General features: G+C 49.7%; 17 protein-coding genes. All 17 read left to right on the top strand.

Features of this window, described 5'->3' with window-relative positions; all coding sequences use genetic code 11:
• Window positions 1–50: 50 nt before the first annotated feature.
• Window positions 51–1,286, top strand: coding sequence for an ROK family transcriptional regulator (locus DESLBE_RS22305; protein WP_144678248.1), 1,236 nt, complete (start codon window positions 51–53; stop codon window positions 1,284–1,286).
• A 60-nt stretch (window positions 1,287–1,346) separates the two neighbouring features.
• Window positions 1,347–2,087, top strand: coding sequence for a phosphoadenylyl-sulfate reductase (locus DESLBE_RS22310; protein WP_144678249.1), 741 nt, complete (start codon window positions 1,347–1,349; stop codon window positions 2,085–2,087).
• Window positions 2,084–2,965, top strand: coding sequence for a sulfate adenylyltransferase subunit CysD (gene cysD, locus DESLBE_RS22315; protein ID WP_144678250.1), 882 nt, complete (start codon window positions 2,084–2,086; stop codon window positions 2,963–2,965). Before DESLBE_RS22310 ends, cysD begins: the two co-directional genes overlap by 4 nt.
• 1 nt (window position 2,966) lies before the next feature.
• The gene (locus tag DESLBE_RS22320; protein WP_144678251.1) at window positions 2,967–4,763 is read left to right on the top strand and encodes a GTP-binding protein; all 1,797 of its coding nucleotides are present in this window, start codon (window positions 2,967–2,969) and stop codon (window positions 4,761–4,763) included.
• A gap of 13 nt (window positions 4,764–4,776) precedes the next feature.
• Window positions 4,777–5,025: a sulfur carrier protein ThiS gene (gene thiS / locus DESLBE_RS22325; RefSeq protein ID WP_018212604.1), complete on the top strand. Its 249-nt coding sequence runs from the start codon at window positions 4,777–4,779 to the stop codon at window positions 5,023–5,025.
• Window positions 5,022–5,831 (top strand): molybdopterin-synthase adenylyltransferase MoeB, encoded by an 810-nt coding sequence (gene moeB / locus DESLBE_RS22330; protein WP_058491116.1) that lies wholly within the window; start codon window positions 5,022–5,024, stop codon window positions 5,829–5,831. The genes thiS and moeB overlap by 4 nt, the downstream gene beginning before the upstream one ends.
• A 12-nt stretch (window positions 5,832–5,843) precedes the next feature.
• The gene (locus tag DESLBE_RS22335) at window positions 5,844–6,260 is read left to right on the top strand and encodes a M67 family metallopeptidase (RefSeq protein WP_058491114.1); all 417 of its coding nucleotides are present in this window, start codon (window positions 5,844–5,846) and stop codon (window positions 6,258–6,260) included.
• A 3-nt stretch (window positions 6,261–6,263) separates the two neighbouring features.
• The gene (locus DESLBE_RS22340) at window positions 6,264–7,136 is read left to right on the top strand and encodes a 4Fe-4S binding protein (protein ID WP_058491112.1); all 873 of its coding nucleotides are present in this window, start codon (window positions 6,264–6,266) and stop codon (window positions 7,134–7,136) included.
• Window positions 7,126–7,368, top strand: coding sequence for a sulfurtransferase TusA family protein (locus DESLBE_RS22345; protein WP_005816171.1), 243 nt, complete (start codon window positions 7,126–7,128; stop codon window positions 7,366–7,368). The genes DESLBE_RS22340 and DESLBE_RS22345 overlap by 11 nt, the downstream gene beginning before the upstream one ends.
• 248 nt (window positions 7,369–7,616) lie before the next feature.
• Window positions 7,617–8,216 carry an HD-GYP domain-containing protein gene (locus DESLBE_RS22350; RefSeq protein WP_058491110.1) on the top strand — a complete coding sequence of 200 codons (600 nt, stop codon included), beginning with the start codon at window positions 7,617–7,619 and terminating at the stop codon, window positions 8,214–8,216.
• A 167-nt stretch (window positions 8,217–8,383) separates the two neighbouring features.
• Window positions 8,384–8,887: a hypothetical protein gene (locus tag DESLBE_RS22355; RefSeq protein ID WP_242869899.1), complete on the top strand. Its 504-nt coding sequence runs from the start codon at window positions 8,384–8,386 to the stop codon at window positions 8,885–8,887.
• Entirely contained in the window at window positions 8,884–9,987 is a 1,104-nt protein-coding gene (locus DESLBE_RS22360; protein ID WP_058491106.1) for a DUF362 domain-containing protein, read from the top strand. The genes DESLBE_RS22355 and DESLBE_RS22360 overlap by 4 nt, the downstream gene beginning before the upstream one ends.
• A gap of 137 nt (window positions 9,988–10,124) precedes the next feature.
• Window positions 10,125–10,706, top strand: a complete 582-nt coding sequence (locus DESLBE_RS22365; protein WP_058491104.1) for an adaptor protein MecA — start codon at window positions 10,125–10,127, stop codon at window positions 10,704–10,706.
• A gap of 575 nt (window positions 10,707–11,281) precedes the next feature.
• Window positions 11,282–12,556 carry an LCP family protein gene (locus DESLBE_RS22375; protein ID WP_058491101.1) on the top strand — a complete coding sequence of 425 codons (1,275 nt, stop codon included), beginning with the start codon at window positions 11,282–11,284 and terminating at the stop codon, window positions 12,554–12,556.
• Window positions 12,557–12,592: 36 nt separating this feature from the next.
• Window positions 12,593–14,389, top strand: coding sequence for a FapA family protein (locus DESLBE_RS22380; protein WP_058491099.1), 1,797 nt, complete (start codon window positions 12,593–12,595; stop codon window positions 14,387–14,389).
• 37 nt (window positions 14,390–14,426) lie between these two features.
• Window positions 14,427–15,641 carry a gephyrin-like molybdotransferase Glp gene (gene glp, locus DESLBE_RS22385; RefSeq protein WP_026183963.1) on the top strand — a complete coding sequence of 405 codons (1,215 nt, stop codon included), beginning with the start codon at window positions 14,427–14,429 and terminating at the stop codon, window positions 15,639–15,641.
• Window positions 15,642–16,133, top strand: a complete 492-nt coding sequence (mobB, locus tag DESLBE_RS22390) for a molybdopterin-guanine dinucleotide biosynthesis protein B (RefSeq protein ID WP_058491097.1) — start codon at window positions 15,642–15,644, stop codon at window positions 16,131–16,133. It begins immediately after the preceding gene.
• Window positions 16,134–16,496 lie beyond the last annotated feature (363 nt).

The following is a 16,496-nucleotide window of genomic DNA, read 5'->3' on the forward strand; positions in this document are numbered from 1 at the left end:
TTTTTTTACGGACTTGTTGCTAATTCGGTTAAAAGTTCTGGAGAAAAGAGATGAGGGCAGGAGTGCTGATTTATAAAGATGTTTTAAGCAGCTTGAGTCCAGAAGCTAAAAAGATATTGGGCCTGATCCTGCATAAGGGAGCGATGACCAAAAGTCAACTGGCCAAAGTGGCGGGATTAAAGCTTACCACCTTGAACCGGATGATGCTCCCACTGGAGAAGGAGGCTCTTATCCTCCCCACGGAAACCGGTGAGTCCACCGGCGGTCGGAAGCCGGTCATTTATGATGTAAATCCCCGCCGCTATTATGTGATCGGGATTGATATTTCCCGCCTCTACTCCCAAGTTGTTTTGACCAACCTGAAAATGGAGCTGCTGGAGAAAGACCGCTTTGATATGGACCGGAATTCTTCGCCGCAAGCTACTCTGAACCGGATTCTGGACTGGATAGGAAGGGTTCTGGAAAAGCGGGAGCAGGGATATGTGATCGGCGTTGGGATCGGTACGGTGGGGCCTTTGGACCGTCAAAGCGGCATCATCCTCAACCCGGAAAACTTTGAGGCCCAGGGTTGGGAAAATATTCCCCTCAAAGCTATCGTGGAAGAACGAACGGGCTTGCCGGTCATCATCGATAACGGTGCCAATGGGGCGGTTCTGGCAGAAACCCGTTACGGCAGCGGCAAAGGGATGAAAAGCGTGATCTATTTGAATTGCGGGGTGGGAATCCGAACCGGCGTCATCTCCTCAGGAACTCTGGTCAGGACAATCAATGATGCAGATGATACCTTTGCCCATATGGTGATCGATGTCAACGGTAAACCATGTCATTGTGGCAATCAGGGCTGCGTTGAGCGCTACTCCTCGATTTACGCTATTATGGAAGCCCTTGCTGAGGAAATGACCCCTGAGGAAATGCCCCAAGGGAAGGACCGCCGAAATCACAAGGCCGATCGCCCGGTCTCCTATCTGGAGCTCTGCCGGGAGGCTGAGGAGAATGACACCACCGCCCGGCAAGTGCTGCAAAATGCCGCTGTACGGATGGGTACGGGGTTGGCTAATTTCATCCAGCTGCTCAATCCGGGGCTTGTGGTTCTGAGCGGACCGCTTATTTTGCATTCTCAGCTCTTCTATGAGGTCTGTGTAGAGGCCGCCAAGCGAAGAAGACCTTGGGATAAAGGGGGGCACCTGGTGTTCAGCCGGGGCGGAGCCTTTGAAGAGAATGCCATCTCCATCGGTGCGGGCGCTCTGGTGGTGGAGCATTATTTGGAACCGGAGACTTTTGGGTGAAGAACCGGACAGCTTTATGGTTGGCTGGGGGAAATACAGAAAGAGAGAGGGAGAAATGAAATGGACAGATCGGAACTCGATTTGGATCTTGATGAGATAAACCGAGCCTTTGCCGGGGAAGACCCCCGCAAACTTTTGACCCATGTAATGGAAAAAATCGGTCCGGCGCGGATTGCTCTGGCTTCCAGCCTTTCCATTGAGGATCAAGTGCTGACCCAGATGCTATTAAAGATCGATGCCCGGGCCCGGATCTTCTTTATCGATACGGGACGGAATTTTCAGCAGACTTATGATCTGATGGAGGAGACCATGGGCCGCTATAAGTTTCATTATGAGGTATACGCGCCGGAGAACTCGGAGCTGGAGCCGTTTCTGGCGGAATATGGCCCCAACGCTTTTTATGACAAGGTTGAACTGCGTCAAAAATGTTGTGAGCTGAGAAAAGTCAGGTCCTTGCAGCGGGTCTTATCTACTGTAGACGGCTGGATTTGCGGACTGCGCAGGGAGCAGAGCCCCACCCGCCAGGAAATCGGTTTACTGGAATGGGATTCTCACCACGCTATCTATAAAGTGAATCCTCTGGCCGCCTGGAACGAAGAGCAGGTTTGGGCTTATATCCGCCGGGAAAACATTCCCTACAGCTCCCTGTACAACAAAGGTTTCCGCAGCATCGGCTGCCGGCCTTGCACCCGGGCGGTAGCACCCGGGGCGGATGTACGCAGCGGCAGGTGGTGGTGGGAAGACCCCGCTAAAAAGGAATGCGGGCTGCATCCGCCTGCAAAGGGGGAGGGAAAATCATGAACCATCTTGATCGACTGGAGGCCCAGAGTGTCTATATCCTGAGGGAAGCTTATCGTGAATTTAAAAATATCTGTATGCTTTGGTCCATCGGCAAGGACAGCACCGTCCTGCTATGGCTGGCCCGCAAGGCTTTTTTCGGGCATGTACCCATTCCCTTGGTGCATATTGACACCCACTATAAAATACCGGAGATGATCCGTTACCGGGACGAATTGGCCCGGCAATGGCGGCTGACCATGATTTACGGGGAGAACAAAGAGGCCTTGGACGGGGGCAGGACCTTTCCAGACGGGAAAACGGACCGGATCAGCTGCTGCCAGGCGTTGAAAACGGAAGCCTTAAAAAATACCCTTTCCGGGGAATGGCCCCGCTATATTCTGGATCTGGAAACCGGCCAATATCGGCCGGATGGCAACCGGGAAAAGTACACCGGGGTGATTGTGGGGGTACGGGCGGATGAGGAAGGAAGCCGTTCCAAAGAGCGGTATTTCTCCCCCCGGGATCAGGAAAATGACTGGGATGTAGGGGATCAGCCCCCGGAATTCTGGAACCAGTTCAAAACCGACTTTGCCCCCGGCACCCATATCCGGATTCATCCCCTTCTGGACTGGACGGAGCTGAATGTCTGGGAATATATCCAGCGGGAGAAGATCCCGGTGACATCCCTTTATTTTGATCAGGGGGAAGGCAAACGCTACCGTTCCCTGGGCTGTTATCCCTGCACCTTGCCGGTGGAATCCCCGGCCCGCAATGTGGAAGAAATTATTGAAGAGCTGCGCAGCGGCAAGTTTGCCAACATCGCCGAACGGTCGGGACGGGCCCAGGATAAGGATGACGGGGGCGGACTGGAAACCCTGCGGAGAGGCGGGTATATGTAAGATGGACAACAGAGAACAGATGAACATCGTGATTGTGGGCCATGTGGACCACGGTAAAAGTACGGTGATCGGCAGGCTGCTGGCGGATACCGGTTCCCTGCCCGAGGGCAAGCTGGAGGCAGTACAGGAGTACTGCCGCAAGAATGCCCGGCCCTTTGAGTATGCCTTTCTGCTGGATGCTTTAAAAGACGAACAGGCTCAGGGGATCACCATCGATACGGCCCGCAGTTTTTTTAAAACCGGCAAAAGGGACTATATCATCATCGACGCCCCCGGTCATATCGAATTCCTGAAAAATATGGTGACGGGAGCTTCCCGGGCGGAGGCCGCTCTGCTGGTCATCGACGCCAAGGAAGGAATCCGGGAGAACTCCAAACGTCACGGCCATATTGCGGCTATGCTGGGCATCCGGCAGGTGGTGGTGCTGGTTAATAAAATGGATCTGGTGGATTTTGACCGGCAGACGTTTGAGACTATCCGCCGGGAATTCGGTGAATTTTTGCATAAACTCAACATCCAGCCGGTTAATTTTATTCCCCTCAGCGCCTTTAACGGTGACAATATCGCGGTCCGCTCCCAGCGCACCGCGTGGTATGAAGGGCCGACCGTCCTGGAACAGCTGGACAGCCTGAGCAACCGCAAAGGCAACCAGGAACTTCCTTTGCGGATGCCGGTTCAGGATATCTATAAATTTACGGCGGCCGGAGATGAGCGACGCATTGTGGCCGGAACGATCCTCAGCGGCGCTATCCGCAGCGGGGATGAAGTGGTCTTTCTCCCCTCCCGGAAAAGAAGCGTGATCCAGAGCATCGAAGGATTTAATGCCCCTCAGCGGGATATGGCCTATGCCGATGAGGCTGTGGGGCTGACTCTCAAGACCCAGATTTATATCAAACCCGGGGAATTGATGGTCAAAGCCCAGGATAAACAGCCTCTGATGGGGTCCCGTTTCAAGGCCAATATTTTTTGGGTGGGCAAAGCGCCCCTGATTAAAAACAAAACTTATAAGCTAAAAATCGGGACCCTGAAAATTGGGGTGAAGATGGTGGAAATTCTCAACATCATTGATGCGGCGGAGCTGAATATCGACACCTTCAAAGACCAGGCGGAAAAGCATGATGTGGCGGAATGCATTTTTGAGACCGCCAAGCCCATTGCTTTTGATCCGGTGACGGAAATGGAGCAGACCGGGCGCTTCGTGATTGTGGATAATTACGAAATCTCCGGCGGGGGAATTATCCTGGAGCAGGCCGATGATGACCGCAGCAGCCTGCAGGATCATGTGCGGCAGCGGGAGACCCAGTGGGAAAAGGGACTGATTCAGCCGGTACAGCGGGCGGGGATCTATGGACATAAAGCCAAGTTCATTGTCCTGACCTCCGGCAGTGCCGACTATGGCCCGGTGATCGAAACCATCGCCCGGGAACTGGAACAAACCCTCTTCCGGCTCAATTACAAAGCCTATTATCTGGGGGTCAGAAACCTTTTGCACGGTTTGGCGTCGGAAGAGACTATAAAAGACTGGAGCAGGGACCGGGAGATCAGGCAGGTCGGTGAACTGGCCAGAATCCTCACCGACTCCGGGCAGATCTTTATCACCACGGTCTTTAACCTGGAGGATGATGAAGCGGAAAAATTAAAGCTGCTTAACCAGCCCAGTGAGATACTGGTCATCACTATTGGGGAATCGCCATTCTATTCTTTTCAGCCGGATGCCAGCCTTGAGGTGGAGGGGGCTGTGGCGGCTGTAGGCAGCCTTTTGCAGAAGCAGGAGATTATTTTGGATTATTATTTGTAGGGGAGGTTTCATGATGAAGATTACGGTAAATGGGCAGGATGTGCTTCTGGAGAAAGAGCTGACAGTAAAGGAGCTTCTGGTCGCCCAAAGGGCGGAGATGCCGGAATATGTAACAGTGGGAATCAATGAGGAGCTGATCGAGCGGGAGGATTTTTCCGGTCGGAAGATCAGAGAGGGAGATAGTGTGGAGTTCCTTTATTTTATGGGAGGGGGTACCCTTGAGGAAGACGGGACCGCCGGGAAAGAAGGTGCCGTCGGATGAGTTTCAGTGACGAACAGCTGGAGCGGTATTCCCGGCATATCATCCTTAAAGAGGTTGGGGTTAAGGGTCAGAAAAGGCTGCTCCAGTCCAGAGTCCTGATTATCGGTACGGGCGGGCTGGGAGCGCCGGCGGCTATGTTCTTGGCGGCTGCGGGTGTCGGTACCATCGGGCTGGTGGACTTTGACGGAGTGGAGCTTTCCAACCTGCAGCGGCAGATCATTCACCAGACCAAGGATGTGGGCAAGCCTAAAGTGATATCGGGCCGGGAGACCATTGGGGAAATGAACCCGGATGTGGAAGTGGTGCCTTATCAGGAATGGGTCAACTCCGGCAATATCCAGGATATTATCCGGGACCGGGATTATGATTTTATCATCGACGGCACGGATAATTTTCCGGCTAAGTTTCTGATCAACGACGCCTGTGTTCTCAGCGGGAAGCCTTTTTCCCATGCCGGGATCATCCGCTTCCAGGGACAGACCATGACTTATGTGCCCGGACAGGGGCCATGCTACCGCTGCATTTTCAAAAATCCCCCGCCGGCCGATAGCGTGCCAACCTGCAAACAGGCAGGGGTGCTGGGGGTTATGGGAGGGATCATCGGCACCATTCAGGCTACGGAAGCCATCAAATATATTCTGGGCCTTGGGGACTTGCTGACCGGCACCCTGCTGACCTATGACGCCCTTAAAATGGAGTTTCGGAGAGTTAAGCTGCCCCATAATAAAAAATGCCAGGTCTGCGGGGAAGAGCCCTCGATCACAGAACTGATCGATTACGAGCAGGCTGCCTGCGATCTGAATTGAGGAGGTCCGGCTATGATCACCCTGACTAAAAAGCAAATGGAAGAGATGCTGGATCATGCCCGCCAAGCTCTGCCCAATGAGGCCTGCGGACTGCTGGGAGGCCGTAGGGATGGAGATGACCGGTGGGTGGAGCGGGTTTACCCCCTGAACAATCTGGATCAGAGTCCGGAGCATTTCAGCATGGACCCCCGGGAACAATTAACGGCGGTCAAAGATATGCGGAAAAACGGCTGGGTAATGCTGGGCAATTTCCACAGTCATCCGGCAACCCCGGCGCGGCCCTCGGCGGAAGATAAAAGGCTGGCCTTCGATTCATCCCTGAGTTACCTGATCATCTCCCTGGCCGAGCCCCAAAAGCCAGTCTGTAAAAGTTTTTTGATCAAAAAGGATGGGGTAGACGAAGAAGAGATTATTCTGAAGGAGGAGTAAACTGTGGCAGAGGTTGATTACAGGGCTTTAAAAAAAGGCGGCTTTATGCAACAGGTGCAAAAGGATCATTTTGCCCTGCGGCTGCGCATCGCCGGCGGCCAGATCCAAGCCGACCAGCTGCAGAAAGTAACGGAGCTGGCCCGGATCTATGGGCAGGGTTATATTCATATGACCTCAAGGCAGGGTATCGAAATTCCTTTTATCCGGCTGGAGGACGTGGAGGCCGTTTTAAACGAACTGAAAGAGGTCGGGCTGGAGCCCGGCGCCTGCGGCCCCCGGGTCAGGACGATTACAGCCTGCCAGGGGGCGGCGATCTGCCCCAGTGGACTGATCGACACCACCCGCTTGGCTGGGGAACTGGATAAACGGTATTTTGCCAGGGAACTTCCTCATAAATTTAAACTGGGCGTTACGGGCTGCGGCAATAATTGCCTGAAAGCGGAAGAAAACGATCTGGGTATCAAAGGGGGCGTCAGGCCCAGCTGGCAGCAGGACCAGTGCATTTATTGCGGTTTATGCCAAGCGGTTTGCCCGGCCAAAGCCATCGAGGTTCACAGACAAGAGGAAACCCTCAGCCTGGACAGTCAGCTGTGCACTTATTGCGGCAAATGCGCTAAATCCTGCCCGACTTCGGCCTGGGAAGGGGAAAGAGGGTTTTTGCTTTCCTTTGGGGGGCTGTTCGGCAACCGGATTGCCATCGGTAAGGGCATCCTGCCTCTGGTCATTACCGAGGCTCACCTTTATCAGGTGATCGATAAAACTTTGGAGTTTTTCCAGACTCACGGCAAACCAAGCGAACGGTTCAGGAACACCCTGGATAGAGTTGGCTGGGAAACCCTTGCTAAAGAATTGGAGGGATTAGATCATGAACGCTAAAAAAGCGGATCGGGTGGTGGATATCACCAGTGTTGTCTGCCCCATCACCTTCGTGAAAGTTAAAGTTGCTCTGGAGGAACTGGAACCGGGGCAGTTGTTGGAGATTCTGATGAAGGATGGGGAACCCATTCAAAACGTTCCCCGAAGCTTGAAGGACGAAGGCCATAAGCTGGTTCAGGTAGAAAACAATGGGAACGGAACCTATACTGTTTTCGTAGAGAAGGGCAATTAAGCTAAACATTGGCTTTGAGCCAGAGCTGGCGTATCTTCCAAGGAAGATGCGCCTTTTTTGTGTCCCTTCGGTTACCCATGGAGATGCTGCCGGTTGAAGATAATGGTTCTAATTTCGAAATTAATTTTTTAGATTGTATAAGTTGTTTCTATCACATATAATAATAGTGAAAATAAGAATATTTAATACTTGCCTAGATAAAGATAAGCAAGTTTTTCCTTCAATATCTATATAAAGGAGGAAAAAGGATGAAAGCAGAGTGGGTTGAATTGAATCAGGAATGGCAGTCTACCCAATGGGTTGTAAATCGATATCTGTCGAAAAATCACAGCCTAAAAAGACATTCGCAAAGGGTCTCCTCTTTGTGCCAAAATATGGGTGAGATTTTGGAATTAAGTGAAGAAGAAGCTGCACAATTGGAAAAGGCGGCTCTGCTTCATGATATTGGCAAAGCCTTTATTGATGACCGTATTATTAATAAACCGGACCGGCTTAATGAAGAGGAATGGGTGGTAGTCAAAGGCCACCCAGGGAAAGGTTTTGACATACTTTGTGCTTTTGAGAATATGGGGATTACGGCACGGCTCATTTTAGCACATCATGAGCGATGGGATGGGAAGGGTTATCCCCGGGGATTAAAAGGGGAAGAAATCCCTCTCCTAACCAGGATAATCTCCATCGCGGATACATATGATGCTATGACGAGTTCGCGCAGCTATCGGAAGCCCTTATCAAAACGTAAGGCCATTGAAGAATTGAGACGCAATGCCGGGACGCAATTTGATCCTGATTTGGTACATATCTTTGTTGATAAGGTTATCGTGGGTGAAATAGAGAGAGTTCAATAAGAAAGGTATGGGAAACAAGAAGTTTATAGATTTTAATTAGTGAAAGACCGATCATATACTTTGATCGGTCTTTTGCATAACAACCGGATCACAAGTATTGTTTGACCTTAAATGAAAGAGAATTTATAATAGCTCTAATAGAAGAACTTTCTGCCACAGGGGGAACAATGGGAGAATATTATCAGTATTTATGGAAGACGACGTGGATTGAGGCTTTAGGGATTCTTTTACTGGGTTTATTTATCTTAATCCGCACTATTTGGAAAGTCTATACTAAGGCACAAAAACCCTTAAGGCGCAAGGATAAATTGATGCTGGCCGGCAAAGGGTTGGGTTGGCTTTTAATCTACGGGACTTATCTGCTGATCTTCAATGCCAGCGAACCGGATTGGTTTGCTAAGCCTGTTCAGGTACAGGGTGAAATACAAGGGAAGAGTATGGCTTCCGACATCCGTCAGCCTTATAGTGTTGAGATTGAATGGGATTCAGGAAGAGAGACACTCCATTTGGATCCTTATACATATCGCGAGCTTGAAACAGGGCAGAGAGTGAATGTGACTTTTCTCCCCTATCGTTTGCAGGTTATATCTTGTGAAATTCTGCCGCCAGATAAGGATAAGAAAGAAAAAAGCGTTACTGAGCTCAGTCAAGAGAATGGAGGGGGATTATGATTCCGGAAGTCTATTTTACCAGTATGAAAATCAATCAAGGGCAAAGCCTGCTGACGAAACTGGAAAAGCTTATCAATCGGTCAGGAATCTTGAAAGGAATCGAGAAGAATGACATGGTTGCCCTTAAAGTACACTTTGGGGAACGGGGCAATTTAGCTTATATCAGACCACAATTTGTGCGGAGAGTCGTGGATCAGGTCAAGAAAAGAGGCGGCCGCCCCTTTTTAACCGATGCCAATACCCTTTATGTGGGCTCTCGCTCCAATGCCATCGACCATTTGGAAACAGCCATCGAAAACGGTTTTGATTATTCTGTGGTGGGGGCCCCCCTGGTGATTGCCGATGGCCTAAATGGGAAAGACTATGTATCAGTGCCTGTAAATTTGAAGCATTTTCAAGAAGTTAAGATTGGCAGTGCGGCGGTCCATGCGGATGCCCTGATTGCTGTATCTCACTTTAAAGGCCATGAAGCAACCGGTTTTGGCGGGACATTGAAGAACCTTGGTATGGGGTTAGGCAGCCGGGCCGGCAAGCAGCAGCAACATTCGGATATCCTTCCCCAAGTCAATGAAGAGCGCTGCACGGCTTGCGGGAAGTGTAAAAACTGGTGTCCTGCCTCTGCCATCACGGTGGTCAGCAAAGCCCGGATTGATGAGAAGCTCTGTATCGGGTGTGGAGAATGTGCGGTGACCTGCACCTTCAAAGCCATCGCCGTCAATTGGAAGACTACACCGGATGTGATTCAGGAAAAGATTGTGGAATATACTGTAGGTGCTTTGAAGGGGAAGGAAGGCAAGAGCGGGTTTATTACCTTTGTTAATAATGTCTCACCTCTCTGTGATTGCGTGAGCTGGAATGATGTCCCCATCGTTCAGGACATTGGTATACTTATCTCCCAGGATCCTGTAGCCATCGATCAAGCGGCTGTGGATCTGGTGAATCAGGCCCATGGTAATCCTCATTCCGTTTTGGGCGAGCGTCATCATGAGTCAGACAAGTTCCGCGTGATTCACCCTGAAGTAGACTGGTCCGTTCAGCTGGAGTACGGGGAAAAGATCGGCTTAGGGTCACGTCAATACAAGCTCATTACTATGGATTAGCAGATGGCTGTAGGCAGTACTGCCCAGCATTTGTAAAAACCTACAAAATATTCTCGCGTTTTAGCAACACAGAAGTGTCGTAATATGATATCATAAGAAATAAACTAGTGATATGACTGGAAAGAAGAGGTGGGGTTATGCGCATTCAAAAAGTCAACGAAAATACGATCCGCATCTTCATCTCCTTTGCCGAACTTGCCGACAGAGATATTACCATGGCTGATTTATTTCAACGTTCGCAAAGAAGTGAGCAATTGTTTTGGGAGTTAATCTCTCAGGCAAGGGAAGAAGTGGAGTTTAACCTAGATCAACCCTTCTGGATACAAGCCACCGCATCATCCAATGAGGAATTTGTGATTACTGTCATCAAGCAAGAAGACACAACAGAGGTCATAACTAAAGAGAAGGAAAGCAAACGGCCAAGCCGGTCCAAGGTTATGGAGTGGGTTTATGCTTTTGCCGATATTGAGGATGTCTTAGCCGTTGTCAAGCGTGTACCCGATTTTTCCCGTGTGCGCTCCAGTCTTTTTGAATTTGATGGGGAATATTATCTTGTGGTCAGTCATTTAGGTACAGGTAAGAAAAAACAGGTGGCAGAGGCTTTATTCGACGAGTATGGCGAGTTGGTGGATGTAGCTAAGCTCTTCTTGGAAGAGCACGGAAGAGTTATATTGAAAGAGCGCGCCCTGCAAACTTTGAAGACCCATTTTAAGTTCTAATTGGAAGTATAAAAGGAAGTCGCAGGACTTCCTTTTTCCGTCTTTCGTAACTTTTCTAAGGGAGAATTATGTGACATAATGAGAGGGGACAGAGAACAATTCAGGAATATTCTGCAAGCACTCGGAACAAACGGTTTTTCCTTTGAAATTTTGTAAGAGAGAAGTTGTGTTACAAAAAATGCAGTGCTGAGCCTTTTTTTGACGCTTATAGGAGTCAAAGAAGAGGATTTTCCCTTGATTGGAACTGCTTTTTTGTTTTATGGTATTTTGAAGTGGCAAAAAACTGGAATGCATCGACATTCGTACCTCCTGTTTAACGATAGTGCTATAATATGCTATAACGGGTGTCGAAATCCTAAAAAGTCTGCGGGAGGATTATCAGAGATTCAGTCGGGAAATGGATAGTGTTTGTCATGAGGTGTGGACAGGAAATAAGAGTACAAAGCCTGGTTAAAACACTTGTCCCATGATTTAGGAACTAAAGATTCGAAAAAATCAGTCCAATAATGCCGAATAAAAGGTATAATAAATTGTGAGACGAGATTTTTTTAATTAACTACTTGTGGAGTGATAGTGTGCGAAAAAAATCTGCTTTCAAAAGATTGGGTTTAACCTTACTGGTTATGGTACTTCTTGTGGGAGGAATCGTTCTCGGCTTCAGTGGACTCAGTATGTCCAAATCAAAACCCCTGCCGGGTGAGCAAAGTGGCCCTATGACTGAAGAGGAGCTTAAGAATCGTATCAGTGTTCTTTTAATCGGTGCGGATCAGCGGCCTGAGGAACAATCATTCAATACGGATACCATCATCTTAGCGACCATTGATCCTAAAAGCGCCCGGGTCAGCTTATTGTCCATCCCCCGCGATACCCGTGTTTCTATACCCGGACACAAGGATATCAAGATTAATGGAGTAGCCCCTTTGACGGATTTGGATAACCTGGTGGATGTGGTTTCTGATCTGGTGGGCATACCTATCTCCGGCTATATTCAGACTAACTTTAATGGTTTCAAACAAATCATCGACACTCTAGGTGGGATCACCGTGGATGTGGAGAAGGATATGTATTATGAGACCGGAGATGATGAAGACGGTTATATTAATCTGAAAAAAGGCCTTCAGAAACTGGATGGCTCCAAAGCATTGCAGTATGCACGTTTTCGCAATGATGGCTTGGGAGATATTTCACGCACTGCCCGGCAGCAGATTGTTCTCAAGGCTGTAGCCGGAGAAATGCTCAAACTGGGCACCCTGCCTAAGCTGCCTTGGCTGATTCCGCAGTTGAATGAAGCGGTCAATACAAACCTTCAATTAGGTGATATGTTTAAGATTGCCAAGACCGCTGTTAAATTTAAAGATGTGGAGATTTATACCCAAACCTTGCCGGGGAGTTTCCATGATATGAATGGCATCAGTTATTGGGATGTGGATCCTGAGCAAGTGAAAGAGGTGGTCAGCAACCTTCTGCGGGGAATCACCACCGATAAGGTTATCGGGGACACGATTATCGATTTGCTTGAACCGGTAGAGCCCAGTATAGAAAACCCTCTGCCCCAAGTACCGGGAAGCCCCGGTGATCCTAATGGAACGAAATCTCCGGATTACCACATAACCGATCCTGACGATGAAGGCAACCCTGCTGAAGGGGAGAAGCCTGTGGACGACGGGACTGAGAATGAGCCCGGTAAGAAGCCGGGAGATGAACCGGGAAATGAACCGGGAAATGAACCGGGAGATAAACCAGGAAATGAACCGGGAGAAGGTACGGGAGAAGAACCAGGGATACCTGAGGAACCCAGTGCACCGGAGGAAGCAGGGGGTGGAGAAGCTGTCAACGATCCCAGTGAGTAAGCACAAAGAAGATGGAGGGAAATTCCCTCTTAGAGGATGAGTGAGGTGAAGGATATGTCGGAAATGACAGATAATAATTCATCCAATGTCTGCCCGGTAATCTGGAAAGCAGAAGACAATAAATTTCTTATCAAAATGGGGAGTTCTGTAAAGTTTGTTGTGCCTTTCCCCATGGCAGGTATACTTTCCTATAAAGGTCAAAGTCAGGAGACTGCCTTTAAAGTGGATGCCGGTGATATTCTTGAGTTTTATCCGGAGTTCTTTCCGGGAGAATTAACCTGGGAAATTGAAATCCGGGATCAGGGATTAACTGCGGTGGCTAAGGTCAATCATCTGAAACCGGGATTCTATGTTCTTCCTGAAACCCTCGACGATAATATTACCATCCGCTTCCAGGACCTCCTGATTTGGCAGGATACCAAGCCTCAAGGCCCCTACTGGGATCAGAGGAAGTTCCTTGGGGATCTGCAAGCTCATGGAATTGTATTTGGAGTTTTGCCGGGGGCATGGTATAACATTTCCATGGTCCAGGGTAAGAGAGAAGTGGTTATTGCCCAGGGGAAACAGCCCACTTTATCCGTTGCTGCTCAGCTCGTTGATCTGCTGACCAAAAAGGAGACTGCACTCAAAGAAGATCAACGGATTGATCATTTTGCTTCAAAGTTAAAATTAGTCAATGCGGGGCAGGCTTTAGCACGGAAGATTCCCGGTGTGCCGGGAACTCCCGGGAGAAATGTTAAAGGGCAGGAGATTCCGTCACAAAAGCCCCGGGATTTCCAATTTAAACTGAAAAAGAATGTCCGATTATCTGAGGACGGTTTGGAGGTTCTGGCCACAGTGGCCGGATTGCCACTGCGCATGGATGAATTGTCCTTTGGGGTGGAGCCTGCGTATATTCTCAATCAGGATTTGGATTTATCTACAGGCAGCATTGAATTTCCGGGAGATGTATTTATTTCCGGAGATGTTCATGATGGTTTGCATATTTTCTCTGAGGGAAAGGTGGAGATTCGCGGCTCCACTTCCCGGGCGGAGATCCGGGCGGAAAAGGGACTGACCATTTATCGTAATGTTTTGGCTGGCAAGCTGGTGGTTGGAGCACGCTATGTGGTCCGCTCCAAGCTTCTCCATGATTTGCAGGCCCTTCATGATGATTTGGTAGCTTGCTTAATGATTACAGAGGATTTCATTAGTTCGCCTCATGGCAAGGATCTGAAGGCGGGCCAATGTCTTAAATTGATTATAGAACGAAGGTTTCCCAGCTTGCCTAAACAGGCCAGCGATCTTGAGAAGTTCCTTCTGGCCACCAAGGACGAATTGATTCAGCAGGACTTAGTCATTTCTGTGCGCAGTGCCAAGCGTTTTTTAGGCGGATTAGGGCCACTTGATCCTCAAGCTCTTCCTCTGCTTGGACGGGTAAGTCAGGCTTTTGAGCAAATCATCGGCAATATCACCCTGGATGTTCCAGAAAAGCTTGAATGTCAAGTGGACTATGTTCAAGGTGCTTTAATTGAATGTGCGGGGCATTTTTCCTGCCGGAAGGGGACCTATAATTCGATCATACAAGCTGCCGGGGACGTTAGGATAGAAGGGGTATGCCGGGGTGGCAGGATTATTTCCGGAGGCAATGTTGAAATCAAGGAACTGGGAGGTTCCGGAATCACGGCGACCACCGTACAATTCCCGGGAACCAAGCGTTTGAAAGTGGGCTATTGTTATGCTAATGTAGTTATTGTTGTAGATAAGGAGATCATAACGATTGATGAGCCCTATAAATCTCTCGAGATTTACCGTGAACATGGCAAGGTGGAGGTTGAGCGATTAAAGGGTTAAAATGTCACGGATGAGATCTCGATAAGAGGTGAAAGCTATGGAAACTATGATTTCTCTTGAACGGGCTTTGGAGGTTATCCTCCATAGGATAGAGCCCCTTGGTGTTGAAGAAGTGGGCTTGGGACAGGCTTATAACCGAGTGCTGGCCAAAGATGTTCAGGCAGCAATTGATATGCCGCCCTTTGATCGTTCCCCATTGGATGGGTACGCTTATTGTGCCCAGCCAACGGATAAAGCTCCTCTGACCCTTGATATTGTCAGTGAGATTCCTGCAGGGACATGGTCTGAGCGGGAAATTCACCTTGGGGAGTGTGCGCGGATTTTTACCGGGTCACCACTTCCTAAGGGAGCAAATTGCGTGGTAAGACAGGAAGATACGGAGCGCTCGGCTGACCAGGTCACGATTAATCAGCCGGTTAAGCCCCAGGCCAATATAGTTTATCAAGGGGAAGAAACAAAATGCGGCGATATCGTCTTAAAAGCGGGAGAATATCTTTCCCCTGCCGCGGTAGGTTTGTTGGCTTCCTTAGGTGTTGAGGCGGTGGAAGTCTATCGCCGCCCCAAAGTGGGGATTTTATCTACAGGTTCTGAGCTTCAGGATGTAGGCAGTCCTTTGTTGCCCGGAAAGATCTATAACAGCAATACCTATACCCTCAAAGGCCTCCTTTTGGAGGCAGGGTGTGAGGTGAAGGCTGCTCCCTTTGTGGGGGATGATCTGGAGGAAACCATCGAGGCATTAAAGGCCTTGGAAGATACGGATCTTGTGGTTACTACCGGAGGAGCTTCGGTGGGCGACTATGATCTGATTCGCGATGCCCTGGTAGGCGCGGGGTGTGAGCTTCTTTTCTGGAAAGTGAATTTTAAACCCGGAACCCCGGTCGTTCTTGGTGTTAAGGGAGAGAGATTATATTTCTCCTTGTCAGGAAACCCTGCGGCGGCAGTGGTGAATTATGAACTCCTGGTCCGCCCTGCCTTGCGCAGGCTTAAGGGCAGAACAGCGCAGGAACGGGTTTTTCCCGTCTATATGGATGGTGATTTTGGGAAAGCCGGCAAGCAAAGAAGATTCCTGCGGGCCCGGGCTGTCTTTCGTAACGGAGAGATCTGGGCGGATCCCAGCTTTGCCCAAGGCTCCGGTGTTATCCGCTCCATGAGGGGAAGCCATCTTCTGGTGGATGTTCCGGGCGGGCATGGACCGGTTCAGAAGGGCGAGCGCCTGCCAGGCCGCTGGATCAGTTCATGGGAGGAAGACTAAATGGTTCCTGTGGTATCGATCGTTGGACAGCGCTCCAACTCGGGTAAAACCACTTTGCTGGTTAAGCTGTTAGCAGAAGCCAAACGACGGGGCTGGCGGGTTGCTGCGGTTAAGCATGATGTTCATGGCTTTGAGATGGATAAACCGGGCAAAGATACTTGGCGGTTTGCCCAGGCCGGGGCGGATGTGGTCGTTATATCCTCCCCTGAGAAGATGGCTATGATTGAAAAAGTTCAGGAGGAGCGGACCTTAGAGCAAGTTTTGGAGCGCATAAGGGATGTGGATCTCATTTTTACCGAGGGATATAAGCACGGCAACCAACCCCGGATTGAGGTTTTTCGCTCGGAGGTCCATCAAGAGCTCCTATCCAATCCGGAGCAGCTGCTGGCCATTGCCAGCGACGTCCGATTTGAGCTGGGGGTACCTTGCTTCGACCTGGATGATGCTCAGGGCATCTGCGATTTTCTGGCAAATCGATATGGATTAAAGTGAAACAGGGGGCATCCTGTCTCACTTTTTTAGGGAGGCTCCGGAGCCCTTTGCTAAGGAATTTCTGGGGGCATTTTCAGGGTCTTTCCTCAGAGCAGCTGGTCATGTAGCTCAAATGGCATCAGTGGAAAGGGAAAACGTGTTGTCCGGGTTGTGTAGCTTTACGCCCAACGCCTACTCCATAGCTCCGGGGCTGGTTCACTCGCTTTCTTAACAGACGAGCCAAACCTCAGGGTAATACCTGATGTGAACCGGTGGCTCGTCTAAGTTAAGAAAGCCTCGTTCACCCGACCGCCCCTCCGCTAAATTCGTCTGCTTTTGTGCGTAAAGCTACACGTTGCGGGTCTTTTTCAGCACAGCTGACCT

The sequence above is a fragment of the Desulfitobacterium sp. LBE genome (assembly GCF_007830365.1).
Lineage (GTDB): Bacteria > Bacillota > Desulfitobacteriia > Desulfitobacteriales > Desulfitobacteriaceae > Desulfitobacterium > Desulfitobacterium hafniense.

Coding starts and splice junctions, on each gene's coding strand:
- DESLBE_RS22305 (WP_144678248.1), top strand. CDS start 51: ATGAGGGCAGGAGTGCTGATTTATAAAGATGTTTTAAGCAGCTTGAGT.
- DESLBE_RS22310 (WP_144678249.1), top strand. CDS start 1,347: ATGGACAGATCGGAACTCGATTTGGATCTTGATGAGATAAACCGAGCC.
- cysD (WP_144678250.1), top strand. CDS start 2,084: ATGAACCATCTTGATCGACTGGAGGCCCAGAGTGTCTATATCCTGAGG.
- DESLBE_RS22320 (WP_144678251.1), top strand. CDS start 2,967: ATGGACAACAGAGAACAGATGAACATCGTGATTGTGGGCCATGTGGAC.
- thiS (WP_018212604.1), top strand. CDS start 4,777: ATGAAGATTACGGTAAATGGGCAGGATGTGCTTCTGGAGAAAGAGCTG.
- moeB (WP_058491116.1), top strand. CDS start 5,022: ATGAGTTTCAGTGACGAACAGCTGGAGCGGTATTCCCGGCATATCATC.
- DESLBE_RS22335 (WP_058491114.1), top strand. CDS start 5,844: ATGATCACCCTGACTAAAAAGCAAATGGAAGAGATGCTGGATCATGCC.
- DESLBE_RS22345 (WP_005816171.1), top strand. CDS start 7,126: ATGAACGCTAAAAAAGCGGATCGGGTGGTGGATATCACCAGTGTTGTC.
- DESLBE_RS22350 (WP_058491110.1), top strand. CDS start 7,617: ATGAAAGCAGAGTGGGTTGAATTGAATCAGGAATGGCAGTCTACCCAA.
- DESLBE_RS22355 (WP_242869899.1), top strand. CDS start 8,384: ATGGGAGAATATTATCAGTATTTATGGAAGACGACGTGGATTGAGGCT.
- DESLBE_RS22360 (WP_058491106.1), top strand. CDS start 8,884: ATGATTCCGGAAGTCTATTTTACCAGTATGAAAATCAATCAAGGGCAA.
- DESLBE_RS22365 (WP_058491104.1), top strand. CDS start 10,125: ATGCGCATTCAAAAAGTCAACGAAAATACGATCCGCATCTTCATCTCC.
- DESLBE_RS22380 (WP_058491099.1), top strand. CDS start 12,593: ATGAGTGAGGTGAAGGATATGTCGGAAATGACAGATAATAATTCATCC.
- glp (WP_026183963.1), top strand. CDS start 14,427: ATGGAAACTATGATTTCTCTTGAACGGGCTTTGGAGGTTATCCTCCAT.
- mobB (WP_058491097.1), top strand. CDS start 15,642: ATGGTTCCTGTGGTATCGATCGTTGGACAGCGCTCCAACTCGGGTAAA.